Here is a 13627-nt window from a genome sequence, read left to right as displayed (position 1 = left end):
TAACAACAGCACACTTTCGTGACACTAAAATTGCAGCTTAACGACATCGCAATTACATTGTATGACCCAAAAAATAAACAGTTAGCCAGCGAAGCACCTGGCGTCATGAGGATATGCTGTTGTCAGAATTCATGTCTCTTATCCTTTTTCTGGCTTCTGTCGGCGTTTACGCCTGGAAAGCCGGCCGTCACACCTGGTGGTTTATCGCCACGCTGGTGGTACTCGGCATTTTTATTATTTTAAACATTACCTTATACGCCAGCGACTACTTTACCGGTGACGGTATTAACGATGCGGTGCTCTACACGCTGACGAACAGCCTGACGGGCGCGGGCGTGGGCAAATACATTCTTCCGGGGCTCGGCCTTATCGTCGCGCTGGTGACGATTTTTGGCGCGCTGGCCTGGGTGCTGCGTCGACGTCGCCATCTTCCGCACCATCATGGCTACAGCCTGCTGGCGTTATTCCTGGCGCTGGCCTCCGTCGACGCCAGCCCGGCGTTCCATCAGATCACCGAGCTGGTGAAATCCCAGTCGCGCGACGGCGATCCGGATTTCGCGGCTTACTACAAAGAACCGTCCAAAACGATCGCCAGCCCGAAGCTCAATCTGGTCTACATCTACGGTGAAAGCCTGGAACGCACGTACTTTGATAACGATGCCTTCCCGAACCTGACGCCAGACCTGGGCGCGCTGAAAAACGAAGGGCTCGACTTCAGCCACACCATGCAGCTGCCGGGTACGGACTATACGATTGCCGGGATGGTTGCCTCCCAGTGCGGTATCCCGCTGTTCGCGCCTTTTGAAGGTAACGCCTCAGCCTCGATGTCGACGTTCTTCCCCCAGAATATTTGCCTCGGCGATATCCTGAAAAACTCCGGCTACGAAAACTATTTCGTGCAGGGGGCAAACCTGCGCTTTGCCGGAAAAGACGTGTTCCTGAAATCCCACGGTTTTGACCACCTGTATGGCTCAGAGGAGTTAAAAACGACGGTTGCCGATCCGAGCTACCGTAACGACTGGGGCTTCTATGACGATACGGTACTCGACGAAACCTGGAAGAAATTCGAGGAGCTTTCCCGCGCGGGCAAGCGTTTCTCCCTCTTTGCGCTGACGGTGGACACCCACCATCCGGACGGGTTCGTCTCGCGCAGCTGCAAACGCAAAAGCTATGACGTGGACGGCAAAAACAACACGTCTTTCAGCGCCGTGACCTGCAGCCAGGAGCACATTGCCGCGCTGGTCGATAAAATCAAAGCCTCGCCCTGGTTCAAAAACACGGTCATCGTCGTTTCGTCTGACCATCTGGCGATGAAAAACAGCGCATGGGATCGGCTCAACAAGCAGGATCGCAGCAACCTGTTCTTCGTCCTGCGCGGCGACCAGCCGCAGCAGGAGGTCATCGCCACCAAACGCAACTCCATGGATAACGGCGCAACCGTGCTGGACATTCTGGGCGGCGACAACTTTATTGGCCTGGGCCGCAGCACACTGTCGGGGCAATCCCTGTCGGAAGTGTTCCTCAACATGAAGGATAAAATCCTCGCCTGGAAGCCAGACATTATCCGCCTGTGGAACTTCCCGAAAGAGATGAAGGACTTTACCGTCGATCGGGATAAAAACACGATTGCCTTCTCGGGCAGCAGCTTCCGTCTACCGCTGCTGGTGCGCGTGTCGGCGGGGCGCGTCGAGCCGCTGCCGGAAAGCGAATATTCCGCGCCGCTGCGCTATCAGCTGGCCGATTTTGCCCCACGCGATAACTTCGTCTGGATCGACAGATGTTACAAGATGGGCCAGCTCTGGTCGCAGCCGCTGGCGCTTTCTACCGACTGGTGCGTCTCTCAGGGTCAGCTCGGCGGGGAGCAAACCGTACAGCACGTGGATAAAGCCCAGTGGAAAGGCAAAACCGCGTTTAACGATACGGTGATTGATACCGCGCGCTATCAGCGTAACGTCGACATGCTGAAAATCAGCGATAACGACATTCGCTACAAAGCGGACAGCTTTATCTTTAACGTGGCCGGCGCGCCCGAGGAAGTGAAGCAGTTTAGCGGCATCTCGCGTCCGGAGTCCTGGGGGCGCTGGTCCAACGCGCAGCTGGGCAATGAGGTGAAAATTGAGTACGCCCATCCCCTGCCGGAACAATTCGACCTGGTGATCACCGCCAGAGCGTATGGCCCCAACGCTAACAAGCCCGTACCGGTTCGCGTGGGCAGCCAGGAGCAGATGCTGACGCTCGGGAACGACGTGAGCACGCACACGCTGCATTTTGAGAACCCATCGCGCAGCAATACCCTGGTGATCGTGCCGCCGGATCCGCAGTCCACCAATGAAGGGAATATTCTCGGCCATTCACCGCGAGAGCTCGGCATTGGCATGGTCGAAATTAAAATTGTGAGTCGCGCAGGCTAATGGTCGACGTTAACATCACCGTCCGCCCCACGCGTCCCGGCGACGTTGCCTCCCTTCCCGCCATTGAACGCGCGGCGGGCGAGCGCTTTCGTGAAAGCCCGGATCTCGCCTGGCTTGCCGACGGTGAGGTCATTTCCGCTGAGCAGCACCTTGAGTATGCCGAACGTGGGCTAAGCTGGCTGGCGCTGGCGAACAGCCAGCCCGTCGGGTTTATCCTCGCCGAGGCCCACCCTTCATCACTGTTTATTGTCGAACTCTCGGTTGATCTGGACTGGCAGGGAAAAGGGATCGGCAGGCAGCTTATCGCCTGCGTGGCAGACCATGCCCGCACGCTGGGGCTGGCGTCGCTGACGTTGACGACGTTCAGGGACGTACCGTGGAACGCGCCGTTCTATGCAAAGCTGGGGTTTGAATACGTAGCTGAACTCACGCCTGAACTGCGTGAAAAACGTGAAGAAGAAGCAGCGCACGGCTTAGCGTATAACTCCCGCTGTGCCATGCGTCTGGCGCTTTGATATCGCCCGGTGGCGCTTCGCTTACCGGGCCTGCAACAACCTTCCGTAGGCCGGGTAAGGCGCAGCCGCCACCCGGCACAACGCACCGGGTTAGAACGTTTCCCAGTTATCGCCTGAATCGGCTGTCGCGGTTTTACGCGCCATCACCGGCGTGGAAACCGCTTTAGCCGCAGCGAACTCGCGCGCTTTCATCTGCTCCTGCTGAATGCGGAACACCGCCACGGCCTGAGTCAGACGGCTCGCCTGCTCTTCCAGTGCGGCCGCCGCTGCGGCAGATTCCTCTACCAGCGAGGCGTTCTGCTGGGTCACGCGATCCATCTCAGCGACCGCCAGACCCACCTGGTCGATACCGCGGCTCTGCTCGTCAGACGCAGAGGCGATTTCACCCATGATGTCCGTTACGCGGGTCACCGCGTTCACGATCTCACCCATGGTTTCACCGGCGCTTTCTACCAGCGTTGAGCCCACTTCCACGCGGCCCACGGAGTCTTCAATCAGGCTCTTGATTTCGCGAGCCGCCTGGGCGCTGCGCTGGGCCAGGTTACGCACTTCACCTGCCACCACCGCAAAACCACGGCCCTGCTCGCCCGCACGCGCCGCTTCTACCGCCGCGTTCAGTGCCAGAATGTTGGTCTGGAAGGCAATGCCGTCGATCACGCTGATAATGTCGGCAATTTTCTGCGAACTGCCCGCGATATCGCGCATAGTCTGGACCACGTTATCCACCACTTTGCCGCCTTTCTGCGCGGTTTCAGAGGCGCTCAGCGCAAGGTGGCTCGCCTGACGGGCGTTTTCGGCGTTCTGCTTAACGGTTGCCGTCAGCTGCTCCATGCTGGCAGCGGTCTCTTCCAGGGAAGCGGCCTGCTGTTCAGTACGGGAAGAGAGGTCGTTATTGCCCATCGCAATTTCGCTCGCGCCGCTGTAGATCGCGTTCGCGCCGTTACGCACGTCGCCGACGGTACGCACCAGCTCACTCTGCATATGGCGCAGCGAGTCGGCCAGTTCACCCATCTCGTTGGTGCCCTGAACCTCAATGCGCTTCACCAGGTCGCCGCTGGCGATATGGCGAATGTTGTCGATCAGACGATTCAGCGGAGAGATCAGCGTCTGCTTGATGTTGAGCCAGACGGCCACGATCACCACCAGCACGGCAATCAGGACGCTGATCAGCACCCAGATAGCCTGGCTGTAGGAGCTGTTGCTGTCTTCGACCGCCGTCTGATACAGCTTGTCGTTCTGCTGCAGGTAACTCACATACTGCTTCTCAAAACCGTCCTGATAGCTCTGGGTCGGCTGGTCGAAGAAGGCGTTGATTTTGCCGGCACCCAGCAGCTGAATCAGCTCCGCCAGCGCGCCGTGGTAAATATCATAGTTACGCTTGATCTCCATGGCATCCGCATCGCTTTGACGCGGATCGCGCGGCAGGGCTTCGTAGGCAGCCCAGTTTTTTTCCGCCTGTTTCAGAGACGTAGACGCGATTTGCATCAAATCGTTAACGGTCGCGCCGCTGCCGATATTGCTCTGATCCATCATGTAGCGGATACCCGCACGGTTCAGGGTATTACGGGTTTGCAGCAACGCGACCCAGCTGGCGTTCAGCGTGGATTGTTGCTGGCGAATGGTTTGCAGGACGGTGAAATTCTCTTTGTCATTCTTAAGGGCATTAAAGAAAAGACCACCGGACGTGAGTTGTAAAAGGCCAAATATCGCTAAAACCAGCATTAAGCTGGTGACAATCTTGATACGGTTTAACATGTTTTCTCTTTCCTCAGACAGATACAGAATTTTCGGCCTGGAAAGGGAAAACTTTACGAAAATCATCCTGGAATTTGTGGTTTTTACTCTTCTTCCCGCGCTGCGTTATGCCGGTTTCCGAGTTCAATAAACTCTTCCAGCAGCGCCGTCAGCTGTTTCATCTTCTCAGGCGTGTATTCCGCCTCGATCTGCTGATACGCCTCTTCGACCTGCGCCTGGGCGTGTTCATACAGCGCATTCCCCTCTTTGGTCAGCGACACGTACAGCTTGCGCTGGTCGTTCACCGGCTTTAAGCGCAGCACCAGGCCGTCGCGCTCCATGCGCGTCAGGATGCCGGTCAGGCTCGGGCGCAGGATGCAGGTGCGAAACGCCAGATCGTGAAAATCCATCGACGGATGTTCAGCCAGCACGCGCACGATGCGCCACTGCTGCTCGGTCAGGTTATGGCGCTTCACGATCGGGCGGAAGTACGACATCGCCGCTTCCCGCGCCTGCAGCAGCGCGATGGTTAATGAATCATGCATAGCCTTTCCCCTTCCCATCATTAACAAGTAAACAATCCCTAAAAGATGCTTTTATAAACAACACGTTTTCCGTCAAAAAGTCTAACAGAAACCATTCATTTTTATTAAACATCTGATTTACATATAAATAAAATCCAACATGTAAATTTATTGTTATTCCCATCACAAATATTTCACTTCTGATTGCGAAATAAACAGCAAAAGCATAAAACCAGATCATTAACATATTAATGAAATCATAACCCGGACCGTCGGAGTGAGGAGTATGTGAATGAAAGGTACCGTTTTTGCCGTCGCCCTCAACCATCAAAGCCAGCGTGAAGCCTGGCGTGAGGCCTTTGAAAAAGCTCCCTACAACACGCCGCCGAAAACGGCGGTGTGGTTTATCAAACCGCATAACACGGTGATCCGCGCGGGCGAGCCGATCCCCTTCCCGCACGGGGAAGCGGTATTAAGCGGCGCGACGGTGGCACTGGTCGTGGGCAAAACCGCCAGCAAGGTTCGCGTGGAGGTCGCCGCGGAGTACATCGCGGGATATGCGCTCGCCAACGAGGTGAGCCTGCCGGAAGAGAGCTTCTACCGCCCGGCCATCAAGGCCAAATGCCGGGACGGATTTTGCCCGCTCGGCGAACTGGTTGCCGTGGATAACGTGGATAACCTGACCATCATCACCGAGATCAACGGCCGCGAAGCGGACCACTGGAGCACGGCCGATCTTCAGCGCAGCGCCGCCGAACTGCTGAGCGCCCTCAGCGAGTTCGCCACCCTCAATCCCGGCGATGCGATCCTGCTCGGCACCCCGCAAAGCCGCGTGGAGATCCGCCCGGGCGATCGCGTGCGCGTTCTGGCGGAAGGTTTTCCGCCGCTGGAAAACCCGGTGGTAGATGAACGCGACGTCGCTAACACGCACCGCACGCCGCCGCACGCCACGCTGTTTGCCCTCGGTCTCAACTATGCCGATCACGCCAGCGAGCTGGACTTCAAGCCGCCGACCGAGCCGCTGGTATTTATCAAAGCCCCGAACACCTTCAACGGCGACGGCCAGACGTCGGTGCGCCCGAACAATATCGAATACATGCATTACGAAGCGGAGCTGGTGGTGGTCATCGGTAAAACCGCGCGTAAGGTCAGCGAAGCCGAGGCGATGGACTATGTTGCGGGCTATACGGTCTGCAACGACTACGCCATCCGCGACTACCTGGAAAACTACTACCGACCGAACCTGAGGGTAAAAAGCCGGGACGGGCTGACCCCCATTTCCCCAAACATCGTGCCAAAAGAAGCCATCCCCGATCCGCACAACCTCACCCTGCGCACCTTCGTCAACGGCGAGCTGCGCCAGGAAGGGACCACTGCGGATCTGATCTTCAGCATCCCGTACCTGATTGCGTACCTGAGCGATTTTATGACCCTGCAGCCGGGCGACATGATTGCCACCGGCACGCCGAAGGGGCTGTCCGACGTGGTACCGGGCGATGAAGTGGTGGTGGAAGTGGAAGGCGTGGGACGCCTGGTGAACCGGATTGTCAGCGAGGAGACTGCAAAATGAAAAAGATTAACCACTGGATCAACGGTAAAAACGTCGCCGGAAGCGAGTACTTCCACACTACCAACCCGGCCTCCGGCGAGGTATTAGCGGAAGTCGCCGCCGGCGGTGAAGCTGAAGTTCACCAGGCCGTCGCCGCCGCCAAAGAGGCGTTCCCGAAATGGGCCAACCTGCCGATGAAGGAGCGCGCGCGCCTGATGCGTCGTCTGGGCGACCTGATCGACCAGAACGTGCCCGAGATCGCCGCCATGGAAACCGCCGACACCGGCCTGCCGATCCACCAGACCAAAAACGTGCTCATTCCGCGCGCCTCGCACAACTTCGAGTTCTTCGCCGAGGTGTGCCAGCAGATGAACGGCAAAACCTACCCGGTCGACGACAAGATGCTCAACTACACCCTGGTGCAGCCGGTGGGCGTCTGCGCGCTGGTGTCGCCGTGGAACGTGCCGTTTATGACCGCCACCTGGAAGGTCGCGCCGTGCCTGGCACTCGGAAACACCGCGGTGCTGAAGATGTCTGAACTCTCCCCGCTGACCGCCGACCGTCTGGGCGAGCTGGCGCTGGAGGCGGGCATTCCGGCGGGCGTGCTCAACGTGGTGCAGGGCTACGGCGCGACGGCAGGCGACGCGCTGGTGCGCCATCACGACGTACGCGCCGTCTCCTTCACCGGCGGCACCGCCACCGGGCGCAACATCATGAAAAACGCCGGGCTGAAGAAATACTCCATGGAGCTGGGCGGCAAGTCCCCGGTGCTGATTTTTGAAGATGCCGACATAGAGCGCGCGCTGGACGCCGCCCTGTTCACCATCTTCTCCATCAACGGCGAGCGCTGCACCGCCGGCTCGCGCATCTTCATCCAGCAGAGCATCTACCCGGAATTCGTGAAGCGCTTTGCCGAACGCGCCAACCGCCTGCGCGTGGGCGACCCGACCGATCCGAACACCCAGATTGGCGCACTCATCAGCAAGCAGCACTGGGAGAAAGTCTCCGGCTACATCCGCCTCGGCATTGAAGAGGGTGCGACCCTGCTGGCGGGCGGCCCGGACAAACCGACCGATCTGCCTGCACACCTGAAGGGCGGCAACTTTCTGCGACCAACCGTGCTGGCGGACGTCGACAACCGCATGCGCGTGGCGCAGGAGGAGATCTTCGGGCCGGTGGCCTGCCTGCTGCCGTTTAAGGACGAAGCGGAAGGCCTGCGCCTGGCCAACGACGTGGAGTACGGCCTGGCGTCGTACATCTGGACCCAGGACGTCAGCAAAGTGCTGCGCCTGGCGCGGAATATCGAAGCGGGGATGGTGTTCGTCAACACCCAGAACGTGCGCGACCTGCGCCAGCCGTTTGGCGGCGTGAAGGCCTCCGGCACCGGCCGCGAGGGCGGTGAGTACAGCTTCGAGGTGTTCGCGGAGATGAAGAACGTCTGCATCTCCATGGGCGACCATCCGATTCCAAAGTGGGGGATCTGACCATGGGTAAATTAGCGTTAGCGGCAAAAATCACCCACGTTCCGTCGATGTACCTCTCCGAGCTGCCGGGGAAAAACCACGGCTGCCGCCAGTCGGCCATCGACGGGCATAAAGAAATCAGCAAGCGCTGCCGCGAGCTGGGCGTGGACACCATCATCGTGTTCGACACCCACTGGCTGGTGAACAGCGCGTACCACATCAACTGTGCGGACCATTTTGCGGGCGTCTACACCAGCAACGAGCTGCCGCACTTTATCCGCGACATGACCTACGACTACGACGGTAACCCGGAACTCGGCCAGCTGATCGCCGACGAGGCGGTGAAGCTCGGCGTGCGCGCCAAAGCGCACAACATCCCGAGCCTCAAGCTGGAGTACGGCACGCTGGTGCCGATGCGCTACATGAACGCGGATAAGCACTTCAAGGTAGTCTCCATCTCGGCGTTCTGCACGGTTCACGACTTCGCCGACAGCCGCAGGCTGGGCGAGGCCATCGTCAGAGCCATCGAAAAATACGACGGCACCGTGGCGGTGCTCGCCAGCGGCTCGCTGTCGCACCGCTTTATCGACGACCAGCGCGCGGAGGAAGGGATGAACAGCTACACCCGCGAGTTCGACCGCCAGATGGACGAGCGCGTGGTGAAGCTGTGGCGCGAAGGCCAGTTTAAGGAATTTTGCAGCATGCTGCCGGAGTACGCCGACTACTGCTACGGCGAGGGCAACATGCACGACACGGTGATGCTGCTGGGGATGCTCGGCTGGGACCAGTACGACGGCAAGGTGGAGTTCCTCACCGAGCTGTTCGCCAGCTCCGGCACCGGCCAGGTCAACGCCGTTTTCCCGCTGCCCGCGTAAGGAGCCACCATGCCGCACTTTATTGCTGAATGTACCGACAACATCCGCGAGCAGGCCGACCTGCCGGGGCTGTTTGCCAAAGTGAACGAGGCGCTGGCCGCCACGGGCATCTTCCCCATCGGCGGCATCCGCAGCCGCGCCCACTGGCTGGACACCTGGCAGATGGCCGACGGCAGGCACGATTACGCCTTTGTGCATATGACGCTGAAGATTGGCGCCGGGCGCAGCCTGGAGAGCCGGGAAGCCGTGGGGGAGATGCTGTTTGCGCTGATCAAAACGCACTTCTCGGCGCTAATGGCGAGCCGCTATCTGGCGCTGTCGTTCGAGCTCGACGAGCTGCATCCGACGCTCAATTACAAACAAAACAACGTTCACGCGCTGTTTAAGTAAAACCGTCCCCTCTCCCTTTGGGAGAGGGTTAGGGTGAGGGGAAATCTCTGCGGCCTGATGCCCTCACCCCGTCCCTCTCCCACGGGGAGAGGGAGAAAACAAACGTAAAACAGGATATCGCCATGCTCGACAAACATACCCATACCCTGATCGCCCATCGTCTGCATCAGGCGGAACAGTCCCGGGAGCAGATCCGCCAGATCTCTCTCGACTACCCGACGATCACCATCGACGACGCCTACGCCGTCCAGCGCGAATGGGTCAGCCTGAAGATTGCCGAAGGACGCGTGCTGAAGGGCCACAAGATCGGCCTGACCTCCAAAGCGATGCAGGCCAGCTCGCAGATTAGCGAACCGGACTACGGCGCGCTGCTGGACGACATGTTCTTCCACGACGGCAGCGACATTCCCGTCGATCGCTTTATCGTCCCGCGCATCGAAGTGGAGCTGGCCTTCGTGCTGGCAAAACCGCTGCGCGGCCCGAACTGCACGATCTTCGACGTCTACAACGCTACGGACTACGTCATCCCCGCGCTGGAGCTGATCGACGCCCGCTGCCACAACGTTGACCCGGAAACCCAGCGCCCGCGCAAGGTGTTCGATACCATCTCCGATAACGCCGCCAACGCGGGGGTGATCCTCGGCGGCCGCCCGATTAAGCCCGACGAGCTGGATCTGCGCTGGATCTCCGCCCTGCTCTACCGCAACGGCGTGATCGAAGAGACCGGCGTCGCCGCAGGCGTGCTTAACCACCCGGCGAACGGCGTGGCGTGGCTGGCAAACAAGCTGGCACCGTACGACGTGCAGCTTGAGCCCGGCCAGATTATTCTCGGCGGCTCGTTTACCCGCCCGGTGCCCGCCAGCAGAGGCGACACCTTCCACGTCGACTACGGCAGCATGGGCTCCATCAGCTGCCGCTTTGTTTAGGAGAGGACAATGCAAAACGCATTCAAGGCGGCGCTGAAAGCGGGCCGTCCGCAAATCGGGTTATGGCTGGGGCTGACCAGCAGCTACAGCGCCGAGCTGCTGGCGGGGGCAGGCTTCGACTGGCTGCTGATCGACGGCGAGCACGCGCCGAACAGCGTGCAGACCGTGTTAACCCAGCTGCAGGCCATCGCGCCCTATCCCAGCCAGCCGGTGGTGCGCCCGTCGTGGAACGACCCGGTGCAGATCAAACAGCTGCTGGACGTGGGGGCACAAACCCTGCTGGTGCCGATGGTGCAAAACGCCGACGAAGCGCGGCTGGCGGTACGTGCCACCCGCTACCCGCCCGCGGGCATTCGCGGGGTCGGAAGCGCCCTGGCGCGCGCCTCGCGCTGGAACCGCATCCCGGATTACCTGCAGCAGGCCAACGACGCCATGTGCGTGCTGGTGCAGATTGAAACCCGTGAGGCGCTGAAAAACCTGCCGCAGATCCTGGACGTGGAAGGCGTCGACGGCGTGTTTATCGGCCCGGCGGATCTGAGCGCCGACATGGGCTTTGCCGGCAATCCGCAGCACCCGGAGGTGCAGGCCGCCATCGAGCAGGCTATCGCGCAGATCCTCAGCGCGGGCAAAGCCCCCGGCATCCTGATGGCGAACGAGCCGCTGGCGAAACGCTACCTCGAGCTTGGCGCGCTGTATGTCGCCGTCGGCGTCGACACCACCCTGCTCGCCCGCGGCGCCGAAGCGCTGGCGGCACGCTTTATCGAACAACCGGTTACGTCAGTTAATAACAATAAATCCGTCTACTAAACGTAAGATCTGGAGCGCACCATGACGACCTCTACCCTGCAAACCCATGATAATAAAGCTGTTGAACATCGCGCCATTAACAAGCTGTTCCGACGCCTGATCGTCTTTCTCTTTATCCTGTTTGTCTTTTCGTTTCTCGATCGTATCAACATCGGCTTTGCCGGGCTGACGATGGGCAAAGATCTGGGCCTCACGTCCACGATGTTTGGCCTGGCCGCGACGCTGTTTTACGTCACCTACGTGCTGTGCGGGATCCCGAGCAACATCATGCTGGCGAAGATCGGCGCGCGGCGCTGGATCGCCGGGATCATGGTGGTGTGGGGCATCGCCTCCACCTGCACCATGTTTGCCACCAGCCCTGAAACGCTCTACGTCCTGCGCATGCTGGTAGGCATTGCCGAAGCGGGCTTCCTGCCGGGGATTTTGGTCTACCTCACATGGTGGTTCCCGGCCTATCACCGCGCCCGCGCCAACGCGCTGTTTATGATCGCCATGCCGGTGACCATGATGCTCGGCTCGATCCTCTCCGGCTACATTCTGGCGATGGATGGGCTGTGGAACCTGAAGGGCTGGCAGTGGCTGTTCCTGCTGGAGGGGCTGCCCTCCGTGGTGCTCGGCGTGGTGACCTGGTTCTACCTCAACGACACGCCGGATCAGGCCACCTGGCTGGACGACGACGAAAAGCAGGCGCTGAAAACGATGATCGCCCGCGAGCAGGAGGTCGCCATTGCCCAATCCGTCACGCCGCGATCGACGCTGCGCGAAGTGCTGACCCCGGCGGTGCTGCTCTACACGCTGGCCTACTTCTGCCTGACCAACACGCTCAGCGCCATCAACATCTGGACGCCGCAGATCCTGCAAAGCTTCAACACGGGAAGCAGCAATATCGTCATCGGCCTGCTGGCGGCGATCCCGCAGTTTTGCACCATTCTCGGGATGATCTGGTGGAGCCGACGCTCCGACAGGCTGAAAGAGCGAAAAAAGCACACCATCCTGCCGTACCTGTTCGCCGCGGCGGGATGGATGCTGGCCTCGGCCACCGATCACAGCCTGATCCAGCTGCTTGGCATCATTATGGCCTCAACCGGATCCTTTACCGCCATGGCGATATTCTGGACCACGCCGGATCGGGTGATTAGCCTGCAGTCCCGCGCGGTGGCGCTGGCGGTGATCAACGCCATCGGCAACGTCGGATCCGCCGTCAGCCCGCTGCTGATCGGCATTCTGCGCGACGCGACCGGCAGCTTCAGCTCCGGACTGTGGTTTGTGGCCGGGCTGCTGGTGGTCGGCGCGCTGGTGCTGACGCGCATTCCGATGACGCAGCGGGATCAACAGAGGAACGAGCATGTGCCAGAGCCCTATCGCCAACATTGATATCAGCAAGGAGTACGACGAAAGTCTGGGCACCGACGATGTGCACTACCAGTCGTTCGCGCGCATGGCGGCCTTTTTTGGCCGCGACATGCAGGCGCACCGTCACGACCAGTATTTTCAGATGCACTTTCTCGATACCGGGCAGATTGAGCTCCAGCTCGACGATCACCGCTACTCGGTGCAGGCCCCGCTGTTCGTCCTCACGCCGCCGTCGGTGCCGCACGCGTTTATCACCGAATCCGACAGCGACGGACACGTGCTGACGGTGCGCGAGGATCTCATCTGGCCGCTGCTGGAGGTGCTCTACCCCGGCACGCGGGAAGCGTTTGGCCTGCCGGGGATCTGCCTCTCGCTGGCCGACAGGCCGGACGAGCTGGCGGCGCTGAAGCACTACTGGCAGCTCATTGCCCGGGAATCCACGGAACAGCTGCCGGGGCGCGAACATACCCTGGTCCTGCTGGCGCAGGCGGTGTTTACCCTGCTGCTGCGCAACGCGAAGCTCGACGACCACGCTTCGGGCGGCATGCGCGGCGAGCTGAAGCTGTTCCAGCGCTTTACCCAGCTGATTGACGTTCATTACCATGAGCACTGGACGGTGCCGGAATACGCCAGCGAGCTGCACCTGACCGAATCCCGCCTGACCGATATCTGCCGCCGCTTCGCCAACCGCCCGCCGAAGCGGCTGATCTTCGACCGCCAGCTGCGGGAAGCCAGGCGGCTGCTGCTCTTCTCCGACAGCGCGGTGAGCGAGATTGCCTGGCAGCTGGGGTTTAAGGATCCTGCCTATTTTGCCCGATTTTTTAACCGCTTAGTGGGGTGCTCGCCGAGCGCGTATCGGGCGCGGAAAGTACCAGTGTCGTAAAACCTTACCCCTCACCCTAACCCTCTCCCCATAGGGGAGAGGGGACGATTTCTCCCTCGCCCCTTTGGGGAGAGGGCCGGGGTGAGGGGACAACGATCACAAATCCCAATCCAGCCCGAAAAGTACCCGCCGTTGTCCCAATCGTCCCTTCACGTTCCGCCCCTCTCAGGCTTCAATTAAACAACAAAAACAAAACA

At 60.0% G+C, this 13627-nt stretch carries 12 protein-coding genes; 10 read left to right on the top strand and 2 right to left on the bottom strand.

The genetic code is table 11. The features are described from left to right. Window positions 1–119 precede the first annotated feature (119 nt). The gene (gene opgB, locus EnteroDNA1_RS17015) at window positions 120–2411 is read left to right on the top strand and encodes a phosphatidylglycerol--membrane-oligosaccharide glycerophosphotransferase (RefSeq protein ID WP_069303941.1); all 2292 of its coding nucleotides are present in this window, start codon (window positions 120–122) and stop codon (window positions 2409–2411) included. Next, window positions 2411–2926, top strand: coding sequence for a GNAT family N-acetyltransferase (locus EnteroDNA1_RS17010; RefSeq protein ID WP_069303635.1), 516 nt, complete (start codon window positions 2411–2413; stop codon window positions 2924–2926). Before opgB ends, EnteroDNA1_RS17010 begins: the two co-directional genes overlap by 1 nt. Before the next feature lie 90 nt (window positions 2927–3016). Here the strand turns inward: EnteroDNA1_RS17010 and tsr are convergent, their stop codons facing one another. Beyond that, complete coding sequence (gene tsr, locus EnteroDNA1_RS17005; RefSeq protein ID WP_033146482.1) at window positions 3017–4681, bottom strand: methyl-accepting chemotaxis protein; 1665 nt, start codon at window positions 4679–4681, stop codon at window positions 3017–3019. Between the two features lie 83 nt (window positions 4682–4764). After that, window positions 4765–5205 carry a homoprotocatechuate degradation operon regulator HpaR gene (gene hpaR, locus EnteroDNA1_RS17000; RefSeq protein ID WP_023334396.1) on the bottom strand — a complete coding sequence of 147 codons (441 nt, stop codon included), beginning with the start codon at window positions 5203–5205 and terminating at the stop codon, window positions 4765–4767. Window positions 5206–5476: 271 nt separating this feature from the next. Here hpaR and hpaG point away from each other — a divergent pair, with 271 nt between their 5' ends. The 8 genes from hpaG (at window position 5477) to hpaA (ending at window position 13430) form a co-directional block, all read left to right on the top strand. After that, on the top strand, window positions 5477–6754 hold the full coding sequence (hpaG, locus tag EnteroDNA1_RS16995) for a 4-hydroxyphenylacetate degradation bifunctional isomerase/decarboxylase (protein ID WP_069303634.1): 1278 nt from the start codon (window positions 5477–5479) through the stop codon (window positions 6752–6754). Next, a complete protein-coding gene (hpaE, locus tag EnteroDNA1_RS16990; protein ID WP_047060239.1) occupies window positions 6751–8217 on the top strand; it encodes a 5-carboxymethyl-2-hydroxymuconate semialdehyde dehydrogenase in 1467 nt (488 codons plus the stop codon). Before hpaG ends, hpaE begins: the two co-directional genes overlap by 4 nt. Before the next feature lie 2 nt (window positions 8218–8219). Next, window positions 8220–9071: a 3,4-dihydroxyphenylacetate 2,3-dioxygenase gene (gene hpaD, locus EnteroDNA1_RS16985; RefSeq protein ID WP_069303633.1), complete on the top strand. Its 852-nt coding sequence runs from the start codon at window positions 8220–8222 to the stop codon at window positions 9069–9071. A 9-nt stretch (window positions 9072–9080) separates the two neighbouring features. Further along, on the top strand, window positions 9081–9461 hold the full coding sequence (locus tag EnteroDNA1_RS16980; protein ID WP_048978974.1) for a 5-carboxymethyl-2-hydroxymuconate Delta-isomerase: 381 nt from the start codon (window positions 9081–9083) through the stop codon (window positions 9459–9461). Window positions 9462–9583: 122 nt separating this feature from the next. Next, window positions 9584–10387 carry a 2-oxo-hept-4-ene-1,7-dioate hydratase gene (gene hpaH / locus EnteroDNA1_RS16975; RefSeq protein ID WP_045888119.1) on the top strand — a complete coding sequence of 268 codons (804 nt, stop codon included), beginning with the start codon at window positions 9584–9586 and terminating at the stop codon, window positions 10385–10387. A gap of 9 nt (window positions 10388–10396) precedes the next feature. Continuing rightward, window positions 10397–11194 carry a 4-hydroxy-2-oxoheptanedioate aldolase gene (gene hpaI, locus EnteroDNA1_RS16970; protein ID WP_069303632.1) on the top strand — a complete coding sequence of 266 codons (798 nt, stop codon included), beginning with the start codon at window positions 10397–10399 and terminating at the stop codon, window positions 11192–11194. A gap of 21 nt (window positions 11195–11215) precedes the next feature. Beyond that, a complete protein-coding gene (gene hpaX, locus EnteroDNA1_RS16965) occupies window positions 11216–12568 on the top strand; it encodes a 4-hydroxyphenylacetate permease (protein ID WP_048978976.1) in 1353 nt (450 codons plus the stop codon). Continuing rightward, window positions 12540–13430, top strand: a complete 891-nt coding sequence (gene hpaA / locus EnteroDNA1_RS16960; protein WP_069303631.1) for a 4-hydroxyphenylacetate catabolism regulatory protein HpaA — start codon at window positions 12540–12542, stop codon at window positions 13428–13430. The genes hpaX and hpaA overlap by 29 nt, the downstream gene beginning before the upstream one ends. The last annotated feature ends 197 nt before the right edge of the window (window positions 13431–13627 follow it).

This window comes from Enterobacter sp. HK169 (genome assembly GCF_001719105.1).
In the GTDB taxonomy this organism is placed as follows: domain Bacteria; phylum Pseudomonadota; class Gammaproteobacteria; order Enterobacterales; family Enterobacteriaceae; genus Enterobacter; species Enterobacter asburiae_B.
The sequence above is the reverse complement of the archived record's forward strand: the minus strand, read 5'-3'. Positions and strand labels throughout refer to the sequence as shown.